This window comes from Caldibacillus sp. 210928-DFI.2.18, assembly GCF_020554505.1.
GTDB lineage: Bacteria > Bacillota > Bacilli > Bacillales > Caldibacillaceae > Caldifermentibacillus > Caldifermentibacillus hisashii.
In genome coordinates this window covers 1-20,549 of record NZ_JAJCHL010000059.1, presented here as the reverse complement: position 1 = coordinate 20,549, position 20,549 = coordinate 1, and the positions used below count along the sequence as shown (strand labels likewise).

The window sequence follows — 20,549 nt, the reverse complement described above, 5'->3', positions numbered from 1 at the left end:
CATAGTTTAGATAATCATTCAATTCTACAAAGAAGAGGAAAATTCCTTTAAAAAATAAAAAATGTAAAAAATTTACGTGCGGAATATGCGTTATAAAAAACGACAAAAAAAGATATGATTGTAGTACCAGAAGGCGGTTCAATTGGACAGTTTTCTACAAAAAGAGCACAAAACTTGTTTATGAGAGTCGTTCTATTGAATAGACACGGAGGTGACCGGAAATGGAATTATGGGATGTTTATGACATCAACCGGAAGAAAACGGGGAAAACTCATCTGAGAAGTGTACCGTTACCAGAGGGAAGTTATCATTTAGTTGTTCATGCGATTATTGAAAATGAGCGGGGTGAAGTACTTATCTCGAAACGGCACCCTACAAAACCATATGGGAATCTCTGGGAATGTAATGGAGGATCGGTCCTTGCAGGTGAAACGAGTTTGCAAGGAATCCTCCGTGAAATAAAAGAAGAAATTGGGATGGACCTCAACCCGGATAATGGTAAAATCATTCACCAAGAGACAAGGGAGTGCTCCCATTACGATTTATGGTATTTCCAGCAAAACGCTAATATCCACGATTTAGCATTGCAAGCGGAGGAAGTTTCCGATGCCAAATGGGTCAATCAGAAGGAATATGATGTGATGGTTACAAATCAAGAAATTGTACCATCAATTGACCACTATTTTCGGTTAGTTTTTAAAAAATAGAAGGGAGAAATAAATTGGAAAGCATTCATCCGATATTAAAAAAATTACAATTTAAAGATGCTGGGCAACCGGTACTCATATTAGGTGCACCAAAATCTTATGAAGTAGTGATCGAGGGTTTTTCCGGACGAGTTGATACGCAAATTAGTGAGGAGGCATATGATTTTATCCAAATTTTTGGGACTTCAAACGATGAAATCCGAGTGTTGGCTAAAGAAGCGATTAAACATGTGAATGATCAGGGATTGGTATGGCTCTGTTATCCGAAAAAGTCATCAAAAACGTATACAGAATCCGATTGTAGCCGTGATACAGTAGCTCCTCTATTAGCGGATGGCGGCTATGAGCCTGTTCGGCAAGTGGCCATTGATGAAGACTGGTCTGCATTGCGCTTCCGTAAAGTAGAGCAAATCAAAAAAATGACAAGAAATTTTGCTTATACAGAAAAAGGTAATAGAGAGAACAAACAAAAGAGTATAGAAGTTTAAAAAGTCTTTCATTTACCACCAAATTATCGGAAAATGAGAGACTTTTTTTCTTCTTTCTATCATTACATCAATAATTAAATACTTGAATAAGTTTCACCGACTTATTGGTTTTTCCAAGGTGCGAAATTCAAATGAAAAATTACAGAAAATTAAAATGGATTATCAATAGATTTACTCGTCCTTCATATTCAATTTTTATACTTGAATTGAATTTACAAAATTGGAGGAAGGTAAATGGCTATTTTTAAGAGATTAAGAAGAAAAGTTGCGATAATTGCAGCCAGTACGGTCCTATTAACAACCTTTTTACCGGGAATTCATTCTGTCAGGGCAGCAGAAAATGTTGAAGGGGCTGTTAATGTTGCCCGGCCAATCGTTGGTGAAGATGGGGAACAGATTGAGAACGATATGCAGTCGGAACAGATAAATCCAATGGACATAGAAACAAAAGAAGGAGGGGAGACAAATACAGAAAAAAGCAATGATAATCATGTTACACACGAAGACAATTTAATGAATGGACAAAAAGATAATGAAGATGTAGAAAAGGAACAACCAAAAGCAGATGTACCAAATAACACGAAAAGTAATAAAACTGAACCTGTACCTGAAACAGCACCTGTCATCGGAGAACCAAATTTCTCAATCGATGCCAGTCAACAATACATAACTATAGAGGTTCCGGTTACATCAGGCCAAGAAGTTACGTCTGTTCAAATATTTGTCAAACAAAGTGATGCATTTGGCTACGAAACAGTAACGATGGAGAAATCCCAAGATGGAAAATATATTGTAACCCTTCCACTTGCAAAAATATGGAGCAATGCAATCGAATATTATTTTACAGCAACAAATGTGAGTGGTGAGGTTACATCAACGGTTTATCAAGAAAAGCTGCCAAACCCGTCAATTGATTATCAAAAACTTCCAAAACTATTAATAACAGAAATTACACCGAATACAGATAATGTTGGTAGGTCTGACGGCTATGAATTTATCGAAATCTATAATAATAGCAATCAACCAATCAATATGAAAGATTATAAGGTTATTTACCGCTATCCAAACAGTACACCTGATCAAATTTGGGATATTACCGATGATAAATGGATCGAACCGAAAGAAAGTTTTATCGTCTGGATTCATAATTCGGAAAACCGCAATAAAACGATAGCCGATTTTAATAAGCAATATAACTTAAATTTAACTGAAGATCATGTTGCCATCGTGCAAAGTGACGGGTTGGCAAATGGCAGTGAGCGGACGCTAATTCTGTCGGATGAAGCAGGTCAAGAAATTGTTGCAGCAAGCTATAACAACGGCTCGAACGATAACCAAGTAAACCGAGGCATTACTTATAAATACCCGATTGATGGGACAAGCTTGATGCAAAAAGTTGGGCTTGGTCAAACCATTACACCCGCCATTGTTTTTCCTGAGCAAGTACCAAATGAGACTGTCCAAGTCAAAATAGAGGCGGAAGTTCCTGTCATTTCCGGGACAAAACTTTTAGAAACAGAAAGTGGTCTCGCCGTTGAAACTAATGTAACATCGAATACGGCTATTTCCAGTGTTAAACTCTATTTCAACCAGAGCAGCGGTTCCAGTTTTGAAGTAATTCCAATGGAAAACAACGAAAGTAACAATTCTACATATCAAGTACATATTCCTCATTCTAAAATTTGGGGTGATCGGATTCAATATTATATTGTTGCTACCAATGAAGCGGGAGAAGCAAAAACGGAAACGATGATCCATCAACTGGTTAAAGATCAAGTAGATTATCGAAAACTACCGGAACTACTCATTACCGAGATTGTACCGGACAGTTCAAACATCAGTGGTTCGGATGCCTATGAATTTATCGAAATCTATAACAATACAAATGAAGCAATTAATTTTAAAGATTATACAATACGTTACCGATACCCGGGTGAGGATGCGAGTGGAGATTTGTTATGGCAACCTGAGGAGGATGTACAAGTAATTATTCCGGCCGGTGAGTCGGTTGTCTTTTGGAATATTAATAAAGCGAATGCGCATCTCACTGCAATGGATTTTAATACCAATTACGGAACAAATTTAATCGAGGGAAAAAATTTATTTCGACTATATAATAACGGGCTGGCGAACAGTTCACAGCGGACACTAATTGTCTCAACAAAAACCGGGTATGAAATTTCCGCCGCAAGCTATTTTGATGAAGTAGGCGTCGATGATACTGCGCCTGATAAAGGAATTTTTTACAAATATCCGATTGATGGAAGCATTAAATTGAAAAAGATTAGCGGCGGAACGTTAAAAGCAACACCGGGCAGCGTCATGCCGGAACAAGTGCCGGAACAGCGAGTTACGATTTCTAAAGACGAGATAGCACCAAGCATTACCGATACAACTACAGAGGGAAAAGTGGAAACAACAAAACCTTTCATTTTTTCCGCGAAAATAACCGATAACAAACAAGTGAAAACAGCCACTCTTTACTACCGGATTGGTGACGGGGAATTTACAAAGGTGAATCTTGTACAATCTACCAATGAAAAGGATGTCTATGAATATACAATTTATGAACCGGAATTGATTGGAAAAGATAAACTGGAATACTATTTAACTGCAAACGACGGTAAGAATGAAACGAGAACGGATAACCGGATGTTAACAATCCAAAATCCACAGCTGAATAAAGGATTCAGGTTAAATGTAGGCGACAATGAACTTCTTTCCGGTGAAAAAATAATAAAAGCAACAGAGGACACATTTACTGAGGAGACTCAATTATATTTCGATGGTGTCCAAGTGAATGATACGTTTATGGCAATGGAATCGGAAGCTTATTTTGCCTTTGATGTCCGGAAGACGAATCTTTATTTTCAGAACGGTGTCACAATGGGCGAGGAGATTTTAAAAATATTTGATGACACAATTAACGGTTACACGACTTTGACTGTACCGGTTTCGCCGGACCATTTGAAGCAGGGTGAAAATGTGATTACGATTCGTGCTGGAAATAAAGTAAGTCCTTTTGATGAAACATCGACGGAAAATAGAGATGATTTTTATATTAAAAATGTCCGGCTTGTGTTGGCTGACGGGACGACGATTTACGATCCGAATTATGGAGATCCAACCGTCGAATACTCCGTTGGGGATAGTGCAGGGATGAAGAGTGTATATGATTTCACATTCACAATTGACCAAGAGAAATTTACTTCGAAAGCATTTTTATTCAATACGGCAAGTGTTAAGGACGGAAAACATGAAATAAAAGCAGTTCTTCATGATAAGGAAATAAAAACAGAAGTAATCACTGATAATACAGGTCCGATCATTAAACCGACCGTTGAAAATGCTAAAGAATACAAAGGGAAATTTACCATTGATGCGGATGTGGATGATGTGACAAGTGAAGTGGAAAAAGTAACTGCGACCCTTGATGGAAAAGCAATCACACTTCCGTATGAAACATCATCCGCTCAGTTACAATCGGGAATCCATAAGGTCGTATATACTGCCACTGACGCAGCAGGGAATAGCACAACAAAAACAGTAGAGTTCAAGGTAGTAGACGAGCATCCAACATTGCCGGAATGGATGGAAAATGACCCGGATGCAACAAGTGCCAAGCTGTCTGTCCGTGTTAATGATCCTACAGGAGATACGATGAACGTGGCCTTCTATCAAGGATATCAATATACGGCAGACGACTATAAACAGATCAAAATATCGCAAAATACATCAAGTACGGAACCACCAGAAGGCTTCTTACCTATAGGTGAAAGGGTTCTTACTGAAGAAGAAACCGGCAAACTATTCGAGAATGACGGAACGGAGCTTGCCACTGAGTCTATGACAGAATTTCCTTACCACCGTTTTGATATTATGGTAGAAGAAGCTGTTGATGTCGATGATGAAGTGGAAGTGGTTTGGAACGGTTCCTCGTTTTCCGGTCGTAAAGTGACGATGTATGCGTGGAATCATTCTACAGAACAATGGGATGCACTCGTCTCCACCATTGCCGGTAACGAGTCATTCCAGCTGGTTGGCAAAGTAAAAGCCGGAGAATATGTGAAGGATGACAAAATTAGTGTTATCGTCCAAGACCAAGTTGCCAAACAAGGAGAAGATTTTTCATTTGTTTGGATGTCGGATACCCAATATTATTCGGAAAGCTATCCATATATTTATGAAAAACAAGTGAAATGGATTGCAGAAAATCGGAATGCATTAAACATAGAGTATGTCTTTCATACCGGTGATTTAGTCGATGAATATGATGACATGGCCCAGTGGGATGTGGCTGATCGCTCAATGAAAGTGTTGGATGAAGCAAATATTCCATATGGTGTATTGGCTGGTAATCATGATGTCGATCAAAAGACAATTAACTATGATAACTATTACCAATTTTTTGGTGCCGACCGTTTTGAGAATCGTTCCTACTACGGGGAATCGTACCTAAATAACCGAGGCCATTATGATTTACTATCAGTGAACGGAATTGATTTTATTATGATTTATATGGGCTGGGGTGTGGATGAGGAAGGTATTGACTGGATGAATCAAGTGTTGGCAGACCATCCAAACCGAATCGCCATCTTAAACTTTCACGAGTATTTACTTGCCAGTGGCAGTCGCAGCCCAATCGGAAATGAAATTTTTCAAAAAGTCGTCCTACCAAATGAAAATGTCATCGCTGTTCTTTCCGGTCATTATCATAATGCACAAACGCTTATTGATCCAATTGATGATAATGGCGATGGTGCCAGTGACAGGACGGTTTACCAAATGTTAGCCGACTATCAAGGTGGTCCGGAAGGCGGTCAAGGATATATGCGAATTTTAAATTTTGATATGGATGCGAACCAAATATATGTACAAACCTATTCGCCTTATATGGATGATTATAATTACTACAATCCGGAAGAATTTCCTGAAAAAGACGAATTTATCATTCCATTTGACATGACGGCGCAAACGAAAAAAGTTGCAACCGATTATGTCGAAGTGAATGTGTATACGAACAAATTAATAGATCAGGTCGAGAACGTTACAAGCGGAGAGGTTGCCACAGTACTATGGAACGGGTTAGAACCGGAAAAGGAATACTTTTGGTATGCTGAGTCATCTGATGAATTTGGCGGCAAGTCCCGTTCAAAAATCTGGAGTGTGGTAACAAAAGAAGGGGAAATCGTTGAACCGGAAACACCGGAAATACCAGCTGGACCTGAAGAACCAGAAATACCTGGTGATGGGCAAAATAATAACGGCGGCAAGGAAGACAACGAGCCGGGTGTACCAATTTCAACCAATAAACAAGTTGTCGAGCCTGTTTTGAATGGAAAGATGGCAATGATTAATGATTCTGTTTTTAATAAAGTCAATGAAAAGGGAAATATCGTACTGGATTTAAATAATCAGGCGGAACTTGAATCGCTTGAAGTTCATCTCACTGAAGCACAAATAGAAAAAATGAAGCGAAAAAGTCTCGTGTTAACGATTCAAAAGGGCGATATTGTTCTTGATATACCGGCTTCTGTTTTCGCCGGTCGAGGAAATGCAGTGATAAGCATTGAGAGACAAGCGCGAGTAGCAAAATCCTTAAGTAATGTATACAAATTGTCAGTAAAACAAGGGGAAAAGATCATTAAATCGTTTCTTGAAGGTATAACAATGACATTGGCGGTAGAAACGGAAAATGTAGGACAGCTGGCGGATATAAAAATACGTAACTGGAATGGACAGAAATGGGAACTGATTGGCGGCGAATATGCAGATGGAAAAGTGACCACAGCCATTAATCAACCTGGTACGTTTGCTGCATTTGAGCATACGGATGAAAAAAATGTAACCGGTGAGAGCAAAAGTGGAAATGGGGTACTACCGGAAACAGCAACCAATCTTATTAATCTAATGGTTACAGGTTTCTTACTTCTTTTGGTGGCTTCCATTCTCTTAGTTGCCTACCGGAGACGGAAATTTGGTTTGGATTCAAAATAAAAGCTAAAAAGCCCGTGAATATCGCGGGCTTTTTATAATCCCCTACAGTTTTTCATTTCCCTTCCCATCTCTTTTTCCATACATTCCATAAAAGAAAAGAGTCATCAATTCTTCCGTTAGGGGTAGAGCGACTTGATACACATCTTTCCGTTGAAAAAATTCCTTGAACATTTGAATATAAAGGAGAATGACTTCATTGGATAAACTTGGGTCAACATAGCCTTGCTTTTTTCCTTGATTAAATAATTCAATCAACCGTGGAAGTACTTTTTCATTGAATAGTTTTTCGATATCGTTCTTTTCTTTAGCATATTCCTTCATAATGTATTGGTAAAAATCTTCATGAATGTGGGCGGCAATTTCTTTTTTATTGAAAATGATTTGTTTTACCTTCTCGTAAAACGGAAGGGAGCTGTTGAATAATTGTTCATAATCTTTCCATACTTGATTGACATAATAAATAATGACTTCATGGACCAAATTATCTTTACTTTCAAAGTAATTATAAATCGTTACTTGGGAAACAGCTGCCTTACTAGCAATTTCCGCAATAGATACTTTTTGAACGCCATTTGTCAGGAACAAGTTTAATGCTGCATCCAGTATGTTTCTTTTTTTTAATTCCCGACGTCTTTCGAATCCGTCCATCCATTTTCACCTCAATATTAGTGTAAACATAAATTTGAAATTAAACAATAAATATATTTCATAAATTGGTTGCAATTTATTGGTTTTAAATATATTATGAAATATATAAATTAAAATATTTCAAAACTTATGGGACGAAAATTTTGTAATGTAATTTTCTTAACGCTAGAATTCACCTTCCATATTAAAGGAGAGGATTATAATGACCATTCTGCAGACCATTGATTTAACGAAAAAATTTGGGAAGTTTACTGCCTTGGATCAGATTAACTTGCAAGTAAACGAAGGGGAAATTTACGGGTTTATTGGGCCGAACGGAGCAGGAAAATCAACGACAATTCGGACACTTCTCGGTATGTTAAAACCGATATCGGGAACGGCAAAGATTTTTGGGAAAGATACTTGGAAGGATGCGGTGGAAATTCATAAGCGAATTGCCTATGTACCCGGAGATGTAAATCTTTGGCCAAACTTGACGGGAGGAGAGGTAATTGACATTCTCTTGAAAATGAATGGACAGGTGGATAAGAAACGGCGGGATGTTTTTATCGATAGGTTTCAACTGGATCCGAAGAAAAAATGCCGCACTTATTCAAAGGGGAACCGGCAGAAAGTAGCTCTTGTGGCAGCCTTCAGTCGTGATGCGGATTTATATATTTTAGACGAACCAACTTCAGGACTTGATCCATTGATGGAACATACTTTTCAGGAGTGTATAAAAGAAGTGCAAGCAAATGGCAAAACAGTTTTCTTATCAAGTCATATTTTATCAGAAGTGGAAAAGGTTTGTGATAAGGTAGGAATCATTCGTCAAGGTAAAATTATTGAAACCGGTACATTAACAGAATTGCGGCATCTTACTCGAACGAAAATCACTGTTGTAACAAAAGAACCGATTACAAATTTAGAAACAATATCGGGTGTTCATCAAGTCACAAACCATAATCAGGAATGGAATTTTCAAGTAGATACGGAAAAACTTGGTGAAGTGATCCGGTATCTTAGTTCCTTCAGCATAGTAAAATTTGAAAGTATGCCACCAACATTAGAGGACTTGTTTATGCGCCACTATAAGGAAACTAAGCAAGCTGGGGGTGCTGGCCATGCTTGAAAATCTTTTTAAAGGGACCGGACCAATTACAAAATTAATTTTAAAACAAAACCGTTTTAAAATCGTTGCTTGGTTATTGAGTCTTGTTATTGTGACATTGGCAGTTGCGTCCGCATATCCGGGTGTATATAAATCTGAGCAAGATATAATGGCCTATGCTCTTACGATGGATAACCCGGCGATGATTGCCATGCTTGGTCCCGGATATGATGCAGCGGACTACAATACAGCATCCATTTTTGCCAATGAAATGTTGATTTTCACTTTAATTGCGGTGGCGGTCATGAATATTTTGCTTGTTAGCCGGGCAACGAGAGCGGATGAAGAGGATGGGCAAATGGAGTTAGTACGTGCCTTGTCGGTTGGAAAACTATCCTATTTATCTGCAAGTCTCATTATGGCAGTGATGCTTAACGGTATCCTCACAGTTCTTGTAGGTGCAAGCTTATCTTTATTAGATTTGGAAGGGATGGATTTGGAGGGGTCATTTTTATATGGCGTAATCCTTGGGGTGACCGGTCTTACCTTTGCAGGGTTTACAGCTTTGTTTGCCCAGCTTTCAGAAACGTCACGCGGAGCAACTGGTTTTTCATTTGCTGCCATGATTACTTTTTATTTGATTCGAGCCATCGGTGATACCGGGCAGGAAGGCTTGTCTCTTGTCTCTCCACTTGGCTGGGTTGTTCGTACCGATGTTTTTGTTGAAAATCATTGGTGGCCGGTGCTGTTATTACTGCTTTTGTTAGTTGTACTAATTGGTCTCACTTTTTACTTAAATTCGATTCGAGATATGGGGGCAGGTTTTTTACCGGAACGAAAAGGGAAAATACATGCTTCAACCTTTCTGCAAACACCAGTTGGTCTTGCTTTTCGATTGCAGAGAACAAATATTATTGCTTGGGGCATTGGTGTCTTTGTTCTTAGTGCTTCATTTGGATCGATATTAGGGGAACTAGAAACATATTTTGCCGATATGGAAATTTTACAGGTCTATTTACAGGGAGACTCGGGAACATCGATGAGGGATTCCTTTATTTCTTTACTTATGGGGATTATGTCCATGATTGCCTCTATCTCGGTTGTTATGACGATTGTAAAAGTAAAGAGTGAAGAAAGCAAAAATCAAACAGAACTTATCTATAGCCGAGCAGTATCCAGGAATAAATTATTGGGCAGTTATTTAGGTTTAGCAATTATAACAAGTTTTTTGATGCAGACATTTATTGCCACTGGTTTATGGTCGGTTGGTTCTTGGGTGTTAACGGATGAGTTGGATACAGGCACGATCTTCCTGTCAGCTTATGTCTATCTACCGGCAATTTGGTTTTTAGTAGCGTTAACAACACTATTAATCGGATTAAAGCCGAAAATAACAGGACTAACTTGGTTTTATATCGTTTATTGCTTCTTAATTATCTATGTTGGGGATTTGTTTGACTTACCGGAATGGGTGAAAAATTTATCTGTTTTCCATTTCGTACCATATATGCCACTGGATGATTTCGTCTGGTCATCAACCATTGCAATCACGATTGGATCAGTTATTGTCTCAATAATGGGTGTAATCGGCTATAATAAGAGGGATATTATTGGATGAAACTGAAGGGAGAACCGTTCTAGTTCTCTCTCCTTTACTGTTTCTTTCTAGTGACAAATATAAAATTTTAAGTGAAAAATGAAACAATCTTATATTGTACAGACAGGTTCATAGTTGTATCTTTTTGTGACATGTTATAATTTTCCTCAAAAATTTTTAAGTGTAAAACGAATGTGTCTTTACCTAAAATGTACAGACACCACATTCATGTTGCAATTGTTTTTATCACACATTTATGCTACATTAATAATAGTTATGTTCCTTTAGGAGGTAGACGTGTGCATACTTTTTTAATCGTATTACTAGTTATTGATTGCCTTGCTTTAATTGCTGTTGTCCTGTTGCAATCAGGGAAAAGTGAGGGCTTGTCAGGTGCCATTTCCGGTGGTGCTGAGCAATTATTCGGTAAACAAAAAGCCCGTGGAATGGATTTAGTTCTTCAACGGATTACAATTGTCCTTTCAATCATCTTTTTCGTATTGACCATTTTACTTGCTTATTTTGGTTATTAATGAATAAATCGATTCCTGGCCGCAATTGGTCAGGATTTTTTCTTTTAGAGAGAGGCTTTGCACTTTGTTTTACTTTTACCTTAAGATTTTGTAAGCTGAATTCAGGAAATTATTTCCCCGTTTAAGCGGAAGTTTCATTTTCCAGAGTTTAACTTTATCTTTTTTCGTAAAAAATACTTGTAGTTGTTTGTACATAGAGAGGAAGAATGGAATTGAAAATCGTTGCACCAAAGCCTTTTACGTTTCACAGAGGTCCAAGAGCTGTTTTACTATTGCACGGATTTACCGGGAATAGCGCCGATGTTCGAATGCTGGGAAGAGCACTTGAGAAACATGGATATACTTGCCACGCACCGATTTATCGCGGGCACGGGAAAGCACCGGAAGAACTATTGAAATATACTCCGGATGATTGGTGGGAAGATGTCGTCCAAGCATACAATGATTTAAAAAATATGGGTCATGATGAAATAGCGGTTGCCGGTCTTTCCCTTGGCGGACTTTTTTCTTTAAAACTTGGATACTCGAAGCCGGTAAAAGGGATTGTTCCTATGTGTGCCCCGATGTATTTTAAAAATAAAGATGTACTCTATCAAGGTGTTTTACAATTTGCCAGAGAATTTAAGGAAAAAGAAGGAAAAACGAAAGAACAAATTGAAAAAGAAATGAGTGCATTCGATTCTAAAGAACTGCAGCAATTATTGAAGGAAAATGAGCAGTTAGTCGATGAGGTGAAAACAAATATCGATATGATCTATGCCCCGATATTTATCGTACAGGCAAAAAATGACCAAATGGTGAATATCGATAGTGCAAAAATTATTTATAATGAAGTGGAATCAACGGAGAAATCAATAAAGATGTATGAAGAGTCGGGTCATGTGATTACATTGGATAAGGAAAGAGAACAATTGCATGAAGATATCCTTCAGTTTTTAAATAGCTTGGATTGGAAAGAATAAAAAAATCGAAAGGAGGTATTTACTTTGGAACAGCTAGCCTTAGTTGAAAAATTACTTGATTATATGAAAGAAGAAGCTTATAAACCGCTGACGGTAAGTGAGTTGGAAGCTGCTCTCGGAATTAATGACTCCAGTGAATTTAAAGATTTTGTCAAAACACTGGTATACATGGAAGAAAAGGGTCTCGTGGTTCGGACACGAAGCAACCGCTACGGTCTCCCGGAAAAAATGAGCCTGATTCGCGGACGAGTTTCCGGACATGCGAAAGGTTTTGCTTTTGTTATTCCGGAAGAACCCGGCATGGATGATATTTTTATTCCTCCCGGTGAAACAAATACCGCTTTAAATGGTGACTTGGTGCTTGCAAGGGTTACAAAACAGAGTTCCGGAGCGAGAAGAGAAGGAACCATTATTCGTATTTTAGAACGAGGAACGAAACAAATTGTCGGTACTTATACACAAAGTGCGAATTTCGGTTTTGTCATTCCTGATGATAAAAAATTTAACGGAGATATTTTTATCCCGAAAGAAGCTTCGATGGGGGCGGTGGAAGGACATAAGGTTGTTGTCAACATTACCGTTTACCCGGAAGGCCGAATGAGTGCGGAAGGGGAAGTCGTCCAAATTCTTGGGCATAAAAATGACCCGGGGGTTGATATTTTATCGATCATTTATAAACATGGATTGCCTATGGAATTTCCGGATGAGGTGATGGAGCAAGCTCAAAACACGCCGGATATCATTACCGAAAGTGAGCTGGCAAACCGCCGTGATCTCCGCGACCAAGTGATTGTAACGATTGACGGTGCCGATGCAAAAGATTTGGATGATGCGGTTACTGTAACGAAATTGGAAAATGGTAATTACAAATTAGGCGTCCATATTGCCGATGTCAGCCATTATGTAACGGAAGGAAGCCCGATTGACCGTGAAGCGTTTGAACGAGGGACAAGCGTGTATTTGGTTGACAGGGTCATTCCGATGATTCCCCATCGTCTGTCGAACGGCATTTGTTCTTTGAATCCACACGTTGACCGCCTGACATTATCTTGTGAAATGGAGATTGATGAACATGGCACAGTTGTCAGTCACGAAATTTTCCAAAGTGTGATTAAAACAACGGAGCGGATGACTTATGCGGACGTTAATAAAATTTTAGTCGATAAAGATGAAGAAATTCGGAAAAAATACGAGTCGATTGTCCCTATGTTCGAATTAATGGAAGAATTGGCTTCCATTTTACGTCATAAACGGATGAACCGGGGAGCGATTGATTTTGATTTTAAAGAAGCAAAAGTGTTGGTTGATGAAGAAGGACACCCGACTGATGTCGTCACAAGGGAACGGTCGGTTGCTGAACGGTTAATTGAGGAGTTTATGTTAGCCGCCAATGAAACGATTGCCGAACATTTCCATTGGCTCGAGGTCCCTTTTATTTACCGAATTCACGAAGACCCGAAAGAGGATAAATTACAGCGGTTTTTTGAGTTTATCACGAATTTCGGCTTGATTGTAAGGGGAAAAGCCAATTCCGTTCATCCTCGTGCTTTACAAGAAATTCTCGATGAAGTCCGAGGCAAACCGGAAGAAATGGTCGTTAATACGGTAATGCTCCGTTCGATGCAACAGGCGAAATATTACCCGGAAAATTTGGGCCATTTTGGATTATCAACCGAGTTTTATACCCATTTTACTTCACCGATTCGCCGGTATCCTGATTTAATCGTTCATCGCTTGATTCGGACGTATTTAATTGATGGGAAAATTGACCCGGCCACTCAGGCAAGATGGGATGCGATGTTACCGGAAATCGCCGAGCATACATCAAAAATGGAGCGGCGTGCAGTCGATGCTGAACGCGAAACCGATGAATTGAAGAAAACCGAATTTATGTTGGATAAAATCGGTGAGGAGTTCGATGGCATTATTAGTTCCGTAACAAACTTTGGTCTATTTGTTGAACTGCCGAATACGATTGAAGGACTCGTCCACGTTAGCTACTTAACCGATGACTATTATCATTATGATGAACGGCAATATGCGATGATTGGCGAGCGAACCGGTAATGTTTTCCGAATTGGCGATGAGATTACTGTTCGCGTGATTAATGTTAATAAAGATGAACGTTCGATTGATTTTGAAGTTGTCGGCATGAAGTCCACGAGACGTTCGGAGCGAAAAGAAGCGCCAAAAATCGTTGTTGCCAATCCGAATAAAAAACCGCGGAACGGTAGCAAAAACGGAGACAGTCGCTCAGATAAGAAACCGAAGAAGAAAAAGAAATTTTATGAGAATGCTCCTAGTGCAAAACGGAAAAAGAAAAAAACAAGGTAGGAATCATTTTAGGTACGGTCCAAGTATGGCGATGTTGGGTATTACAGCTTATATTTCACCGAATGTCGTAGGAATCAATTTAGGTACGGTCCAAAGGCGAGGGGCTGTGCCTATTTAGAATTTGATTGGTTACAAAATTGCATATTTCTTATAAAGTTAAAGATAAACCCGTTTGAAAATGCTTAAATGTTCTCAAAGAAAATTTGCTTCCATCACAAATTGCTTTTCTCCCCGTTTTTTGCTAAAATAAATGGTTACTGGGGGAATGCATTATGCCAAAAGGAAGAGGAAAAATCGTTGCCCAAAACAAAAAAGCTTTTCATGATTATTTTATTGAGGAAACCTATGAGGCCGGAATCGTCTTGCAAGGAACAGAGATTAAATCCATTCGTGCAGGTCGTGCCAATTTAAAAGATGCATATGCCCGGATTGAAAAGGGCGAGGTGTTCTTACACAATATGCACATTAGCCCATATGAGCAGGGGAACCGCTATAATCATGACCCGCTGCGAACAAGGAAATTGCTTTTGCATAGAAAAGAAATTAATAAATTAATTGGTGAAACGAAAGAATCCGGATATTCCCTTGTTCCGTTAAAAATTTATTTGAAGGACGGTTTTGCTAAAGTGGAGCTTGCTTTGGCTAAAGGTAAGAAAAAATACGATAAACGAGAAGACTTGAAGAAGAAAGAAGCAAAACGGGATATTGAACGAGCATTCCGGGAAAGACAAAAGATGTAAACCGAAACAAAACATTCCATTTGTTTTTTTAGTTGTTTTTGCTATAATAAAGATGTCGCAAGGAAAGACCAGCGACAAAAAACAATTGAATAGTAGCTAAGTAAAAACTATTCCATAACTAACCTATACAACATGGGGACGTTAAGGATTCGACAGGAATAGGTCGAACTTAAGCTGCGAGTCGAGTCGGCGAGCTCGTAAATAACGCCACGCCAATAATAACTGGCAAATCTAACAATAACTTAGCTTTAGCTGCCTAATAAGCGCAAAGCTGCTCCTCCCTCCATCGCCCACGTGGTAGGGTCAGGGGCTCATCTGAGTGGGATACGCCGGTAGCCTGCCGTCTGAAGGCGAAGGAAGAGAACAATCAGACTAGCGTTCACAGAGCCTGTCGATAGGCCGAGTGAATCGCGAAATGCCAATATATCGACTACACTCGTAGACGCTTAAGTGCCGATATTTCTGGACGTGGGTTCGACTCCCACCGTCTCCACCATACATATTTGGTGGATATTCTAGAGTTTTTTGGTTCTTTAGCTTTTTGTTTGTTTACTTCTGTAAAGGGTAAAATTTCTAAATTTAAGTGATAAGGGTGTCACAACCTTCTCCAATATGAGGATTGAAATTTGGATAACCGAATAAACAATGACAGACCAGTCATAGCGGCTGGTCTATTTTATTTGAAAAAATTTTTCTTCAAAGAGAAGCTTATTTCTCAACTGGTTCGAATCATACTTCCCGTTTCTGGCAGTAACTGATTCATAGTGATTGAGTATAAACTAGGATCTTAAGCACTTTTGGTTTACTTTTAGAAAAGGTTTTTTTGTTCTAGTATGTCGAGAACTATAGTTTTATTTTTAAAATTAGTTTACATAATTGTTAAATTGTGTATGGCAAAATAAAAGTGCAGAGCTTTGCAAAGGAAAAATGCAGAGTCCTGCACTAAATTTTTGTGCATAAACAAAAAAAGACTTGCCAGCCACCCCAAGTCCCACTACAGTAATTGTGTCAAGCAATTGGTAGTGGAGGTAAGAAAGGATGCTAGCAATGTCTGATATTAATTGTATCAAACATTTAAGAAATAACAAAGGTTTATCTATTTCAGAAATACAAAGAACAATGGGAATTAATTGGCGAACAGCTAAGAAGTATGCGGATGAAGATCAACTCCCTAAACAGAAATCATTTAAAAAGAAAGGGATGATGTATGAGGAAAAGTGGGGAGAAATTGTTTCAGATTGGCTTTTTGAGGATTTGAAGTTAAGGAAAAAATTAAGAAGAACAAAGAAACCACTACCGTCGCATAAATGATATCTGAATTTTCAGTTTTATTTTTTCTGGACTTTAGAGAAAAAACGAAAACACCTAAGCGAGGGTAGTAGACATCCATTTTTTTACTATAACCTATGACTTGTGCAACAACGACTGGCAAACCTTTATGGGACGCCGTTTCCTTCGATTTTTCGTAACCAAATGTGAGCGGATTTCCACAAAGAAGCCTTCAAATAGCGACTAATTTGTAAGTAACTGCGTTCGCTATTCGTGTTCAACTGAGCTAAAACATTCAGACAGTACACTATCATGGCTACGTACACTTGATGATGTACAGCTTGTTCACTGTGACCAAAAGACTTTTTAATGTTCAGATGTTGTTTCATCCATTTGAAAAAAAGTTCGATTGCCCAACGTGATTGGTAGATTTCTGCAATTTCATCTGTGTCAATGTCAAACCGATTTGTCAGTAAATGAAGCTCATTTCCTTTTGTATCTTGCAATTTGAGTAAGCGAAACACGTTTTCAGAACGATTTTGTGGTGTCCCAATGACAACCATTTCATCAGAGAATACGGGTGAATCTTCTGGTAACGAAAAGGATTCTAACACTCGGACAACAGCGTTTTTACGCAAACGGGTCACAAAGAAATAGCCATCTTCCGTCATTTGATCAAAGCGCCTATAATCCAAGTAACCACGATCAAACACGTACATTCATTCTTTGTTATCCACGAATACTTCTAGTTGACCACGATCATGTTCGTTGGCATTCGTGAGTACGGCTTTATCTGGATAGGAGAGTCCATTTTCCATAAAAACAAGTCGTAAGTGAAGCTTTACTCCTTATTTTGTTTTTCGAAACTCTGCCCACTTATGATTGGTCAAATGAAGCGGTAATGTACTCGAATCAATGATTTTCAAAGGCGTTGTCACTTTTCTTCTTGTTTGGAAATTGGTTTTCCGATGAATTTGTGCCACTAAATCGAGAAAAATCGTTTGAAAGAACTCAGTTGGGATGGTATTGATTCGTCTCCCTAACTGTGAAAAACTAATCGATTCCAATCCCGTTGCTCGTTGTAATTCTTCTAAAAAGACAGCGTCACTCAACGCCCGTAAACTCTCGGTTTCATGGAGTTGGGCATACAAAAGCAGTTTCATAAATGAAGCCATATAAAGTTTCTTGGTATAGTGATTTAATTGATGTGTTTTCACTAGGTCGTTAAATAATGGATGATGAATCGGTGAAAACCATTGTTCAAATAATGTTTTTCGTGTAAACTTATCCATGGTTTTGTCCTTTGTATTGGATTTGGATGGTTTACTACCACCCAACCATTATAAAGGATTTTTTTGTGTTTGGATTATATTTCAGAAAATTCGGTTTATTTAAAGGTGTTAAATTATTTTAATGCGACGCTAGTGATGGAAAATATGTTCTTGATAGACGTTCACATCAATCATATCGTATTGTTTGCGAATGTCATCGGGGATGTAGTTTTGAATGGATGTAATGTCATGATCGATAAACAGCCTTTTCCCCGAAATGTCGCGCGTAAATCCGCGCACGCGATAATCAATAATCATAATATCGGTTTCAAATGAGCGAATTAAATAACCGAGCGTCTTTAATGGTGAAATTTCCCCGCACGTTGCGACATCAATATCAGCGCGAAACGTACTAATTCCGTCGTTCGGATGATATTCTGGATATGTATGCACGGTAATATGGCTTTTATCAAGAGCGCAAACGATTGCTTGCGGCACAGGTGGCTCTTCTTTTGGAACTTCAATCGGACTTTCAGATATAAGCATCGTCACGCTTGCCCCTTGAGGAACGTAATCTTGCTTGGCGATATTCAAAATGTGCGCTTCAATCATATCCGACACGTCTTTTAAAATGTTCGTCAACCGCTCCGCATTATACACTTCGTCAATGTATGCAATATATGCTTCCCGCTCGCTTGCGCTTGTCGTGTAACAAATATCGTACATATTAAAGCTAAGCGATTTCGTTAAGTTGTTAAATCCGTGAAGTTTCATCATATATCTTCCTTTCTTTTTTTCTTATGTTGCCCCGTTTGTGCGAAAAAAATTGTAACTTAGCTCACAAACTTATATAATGGAACTTATATAATGGACGGAAAGATCGGAAGGAGGAATGAAGGATGCATGCATCAATTTCATCATTAGTTATCGTTCTTGTTGTCGCTTTCCTTACGCCACTTTTATTGCACCGTATTCGCCTGCACATGATTCCTGTCGTTGTAGCGGAAATTGTGATAGGGATTATCATCGGAAAGACGGGATTCAATATTGTTGAACAAGATATGTGGTTAGAGACGTTATCGACATTAGGATTTTTGTTTTTAATGTTTTTAAGTGGGTTAGAAATTGATTTTTCTGCCTTTGCGAACAAAAAGAAGGGGAAGGAAGAAAAAGAGCCAAATGCGTTTTTCGTCGCTTCTATTGTATTTGTCGGCATTTTTCTCGTGTCGCTCGGTCTTTCTTACATATTTGTTTGGCTCGGTTACATCGACAATGCCTTTTTAATGACACTCATTATTTCTACGATATCGCTTGGCGTCGTCGTCCCAACTCTCAAAGATGCGAAATTAATGAAAACAACGAGTGGACAAACGATTTTATTAATTGCGGTTATTGCGGACTTAGTAACAATGGTTCTTTTAGCTGTATTTGTATCGATGCATGATCCGAGTCACGGAAATGTATGGTTGTTGCTTGGATTGTTTCTTGTTGGTGTTATTTTTTACTTTGCAGGTAAATATTTTAAAAAGCGTTCGTTTATCGAAACGATGGCAAAAGGGACAATACAAATTGGTACGCGTGCTGTATTTGCGTTGATTATCGTTCTCGTCGCGCTATCGGAAGCGCTTGGTGCGGAAAATATTTTAGGTGCGTTTCTTGCCGGTGTTCTCGTTTCTTTACTGGCGCCAAATCAAGATTTCGTTCATAAGCTCGATTCGTTCGGCTACGGCTTTTTTATTCCGATTTTTTTCGTGATGGTTGGTGTCAATTTAGATCTTCGGCCATTGTTTACGCAATTCGATATTTTATTGCTTATTCCGCTTTTATTTGTCGCACTTGTCATTTCTAAAGTCGTTCCGGTGTACATATTGCGCATTTGGTATGATCGCAATACAACGCTTGCGGCAGGGTTTCTACTCGTTTCTACTTTGTCGCTTGTTATCGCAGCGGCAACGATCGCAGAGCGAATGGGGATGATTGACGAAAATATGAAAGGCGCCTTGATTTTAGTCGCTGTGCTCACGAGCGTCGTTTCACCGATTATGTTTAAAAAGCTGTATCGCGTGGAAAAAGAAGAACGAAAAAAGATGGTCAAATTGATTGGTACAAATCAATTTACGCTTGCAGCTGTTCGTGATTTGTCTCCAGATGAATATGAAACAACGCTATACCATATTCGCCAAGACAAAATTGAACAAACGGAACACATCTTCCCAATTGTCGATATCGATGATTATTCATTCGAAACGTTACAAGCACATGAGGCACTAACAGCTGACGTTGTCGTCGTTTTAACAGGTAACGAACAGACGAACGCCCAAATCGCAACGTGGGCAAAAGAGCAAGGAACCCCGCGCGTCATCGCCTTCGCAGAGTCACCATCGGTTGTTCAACAACTAAAAAGCATAGACGTCGAAACGATTTCTCTTGCCCTCTCAGCAGGAGCGATTTTAAAAGTGTTTATCGAATCACCAAACGTCGTCCATATGTTAACACAACGAGATATCGCGCTTCACGAAATCGAAATGAACAACTTGGCTTATCACGGTGTGCTTCTCCGCCAATTCCCGTTTTTAGGTGACTGTATCATCGTCCGTATTTTCCGTGGACACGAATCGATCGTTCCACACGGGGATACTGAGATGCGCATGGGTGACCGCATGATCGTCACCGGTTCAGAGGAATATGTGAAAGAATTGCGGGAGTTGTTAGAGGGGGAGTATTGAAAACCGAGGGAGAAATCCTCGGTTTTTCCTTTTTTAAAAGATAAGAAAGTATAAAATTTCGTCACATCCACAGAGCTATCACTGTGGTATTTTTAATATATGGAGAAAAATATTTTGAAACAAATCTTATTCGATGAACATCAACATTGGGAAGCCTTCAAAAAGAAATATGGAGCGAGAATCCGTC

The 20,549-nt window shown here is 38.9% G+C and carries 12 protein-coding genes, 1 other RNA gene and 2 pseudogenes; 12 read left to right on the top strand and 3 right to left on the bottom strand.

The features are described 5' to 3' along the window. Positions 1 to 221: 221 nt before the first annotated feature. The 3 genes from LIZ98_RS12205 to LIZ98_RS12195 all read left to right on the top strand — a co-directional run bounded on the left by LIZ98_RS12205 (position 222) and on the right by LIZ98_RS12195 (position 7,192). Positions 222 to 707 (top strand): NUDIX hydrolase, encoded by a 486-nt coding sequence (locus LIZ98_RS12205; protein WP_227091833.1) that lies wholly within the window; start codon positions 222 to 224, stop codon positions 705 to 707. Between the two features lie 14 nt (positions 708 to 721). Further along, the gene (locus tag LIZ98_RS12200) at positions 722 to 1,195 is read left to right on the top strand and encodes a DUF3052 domain-containing protein (RefSeq protein ID WP_227091834.1); all 474 of its coding nucleotides are present in this window, start codon (positions 722 to 724) and stop codon (positions 1,193 to 1,195) included. Positions 1,196 to 1,429: 234 nt separating this feature from the next. After that, positions 1,430 to 7,192, top strand: a complete 5,763-nt coding sequence (locus LIZ98_RS12195; RefSeq protein WP_227139766.1) for a lamin tail domain-containing metallophosphoesterase family protein — start codon at positions 1,430 to 1,432, stop codon at positions 7,190 to 7,192. Positions 7,193 to 7,234: 42 nt separating this feature from the next. On the opposite strand, the gene LIZ98_RS12190 is transcribed toward LIZ98_RS12195, so the two are convergent. Beyond that, the gene (locus LIZ98_RS12190) at positions 7,235 to 7,840 is read right to left on the bottom strand and encodes a TetR/AcrR family transcriptional regulator (protein ID WP_227139767.1); all 606 of its coding nucleotides are present in this window, start codon (positions 7,838 to 7,840) and stop codon (positions 7,235 to 7,237) included. A gap of 202 nt (positions 7,841 to 8,042) precedes the next feature. Here LIZ98_RS12190 and LIZ98_RS12185 point away from each other — a divergent pair, with 202 nt between their 5' ends. The 8 genes from LIZ98_RS12185 (at position 8,043) to LIZ98_RS12150 (ending at position 16,407) form a co-directional block, all read left to right on the top strand. After that, positions 8,043 to 8,951 (top strand): ABC transporter ATP-binding protein, encoded by a 909-nt coding sequence (locus LIZ98_RS12185; RefSeq protein ID WP_227139768.1) that lies wholly within the window; start codon positions 8,043 to 8,045, stop codon positions 8,949 to 8,951. Beyond that, positions 8,944 to 10,548, top strand: a complete 1,605-nt coding sequence (locus tag LIZ98_RS12180; protein ID WP_227139769.1) for an ABC transporter permease — start codon at positions 8,944 to 8,946, stop codon at positions 10,546 to 10,548. Before LIZ98_RS12185 ends, LIZ98_RS12180 begins: the two co-directional genes overlap by 8 nt. A gap of 278 nt (positions 10,549 to 10,826) precedes the next feature. Continuing rightward, positions 10,827 to 11,060 (top strand): preprotein translocase subunit SecG, encoded by a 234-nt coding sequence (gene secG, locus LIZ98_RS12175; RefSeq protein ID WP_034772426.1) that lies wholly within the window; start codon positions 10,827 to 10,829, stop codon positions 11,058 to 11,060. 212 nt (positions 11,061 to 11,272) lie between these two features. Continuing rightward, on the top strand, positions 11,273 to 12,022 hold the full coding sequence (locus LIZ98_RS12170) for an alpha/beta hydrolase (protein WP_227139773.1): 750 nt from the start codon (positions 11,273 to 11,275) through the stop codon (positions 12,020 to 12,022). 63 nt (positions 12,023 to 12,085) lie between these two features. Continuing rightward, on the top strand, positions 12,086 to 14,356 hold the full coding sequence (gene rnr, locus LIZ98_RS12165) for a ribonuclease R (protein ID WP_375293584.1): 2,271 nt from the start codon (positions 12,086 to 12,088) through the stop codon (positions 14,354 to 14,356). Between the two features lie 272 nt (positions 14,357 to 14,628). After that, a complete protein-coding gene (gene smpB / locus LIZ98_RS12160; RefSeq protein WP_034772420.1) occupies positions 14,629 to 15,096 on the top strand; it encodes an SsrA-binding protein SmpB in 468 nt (155 codons plus the stop codon). 134 nt (positions 15,097 to 15,230) lie between these two features. Next, positions 15,231 to 15,592: a transfer-messenger RNA gene (gene ssrA, locus LIZ98_RS12155) on the top strand. Between the two features lie 551 nt (positions 15,593 to 16,143). Further along, positions 16,144 to 16,407 (top strand): hypothetical protein, encoded by a 264-nt coding sequence (locus LIZ98_RS12150; RefSeq protein ID WP_227139771.1) that lies wholly within the window; start codon positions 16,144 to 16,146, stop codon positions 16,405 to 16,407. 125 nt (positions 16,408 to 16,532) lie between these two features. Here the strand turns inward: LIZ98_RS12150 and LIZ98_RS12145 are convergent. Both LIZ98_RS12145 and speD read right to left on the bottom strand, forming a co-directional pair. Continuing rightward, positions 16,533 to 17,657: pseudogene (locus tag LIZ98_RS12145) on the bottom strand (IS4 family transposase). 135 nt (positions 17,658 to 17,792) lie between these two features. After that, positions 17,793 to 18,410 (bottom strand): annotated as a pseudogene (gene speD / locus LIZ98_RS12140) (adenosylmethionine decarboxylase); the annotation flags it as partial. A gap of 125 nt (positions 18,411 to 18,535) precedes the next feature. Here speD and LIZ98_RS12135 point away from each other — a divergent pair. After that, positions 18,536 to 20,362, top strand: a complete 1,827-nt coding sequence (locus LIZ98_RS12135) for a monovalent cation:proton antiporter family protein (protein ID WP_227139772.1) — start codon at positions 18,536 to 18,538, stop codon at positions 20,360 to 20,362. The last annotated feature ends 187 nt before the right edge of the window (positions 20,363 to 20,549 follow it).

Excerpts from the sequence above, each read along its gene's own strand:
- smpB (WP_034772420.1), top strand. The coding sequence starts at position 14,629 with ATGCCAAAAGGAAGAGGAAAAATCGTTGCCCAAAACAAAAAAGCTTTT.
- LIZ98_RS12180 (WP_227139769.1), top strand. The coding sequence starts at position 8,944 with ATGCTTGAAAATCTTTTTAAAGGGACCGGACCAATTACAAAATTAATT.
- LIZ98_RS12205 (WP_227091833.1), top strand. The coding sequence starts at position 222 with ATGGAATTATGGGATGTTTATGACATCAACCGGAAGAAAACGGGGAAA.
- LIZ98_RS12150 (WP_227139771.1), top strand. The coding sequence starts at position 16,144 with ATGTCTGATATTAATTGTATCAAACATTTAAGAAATAACAAAGGTTTA.
- rnr (WP_375293584.1), top strand. The coding sequence starts at position 12,086 with ATGAAAGAAGAAGCTTATAAACCGCTGACGGTAAGTGAGTTGGAAGCT.
- LIZ98_RS12185 (WP_227139768.1), top strand. The coding sequence starts at position 8,043 with ATGACCATTCTGCAGACCATTGATTTAACGAAAAAATTTGGGAAGTTT.
- LIZ98_RS12135 (WP_227139772.1), top strand. The coding sequence starts at position 18,536 with ATGCATGCATCAATTTCATCATTAGTTATCGTTCTTGTTGTCGCTTTC.
- LIZ98_RS12195 (WP_227139766.1), top strand. The coding sequence starts at position 1,430 with ATGGCTATTTTTAAGAGATTAAGAAGAAAAGTTGCGATAATTGCAGCC.
- LIZ98_RS12190 (WP_227139767.1), bottom strand. The coding sequence starts at position 7,840 with ATGGACGGATTCGAAAGACGTCGGGAATTAAAAAAAAGAAACATACTG.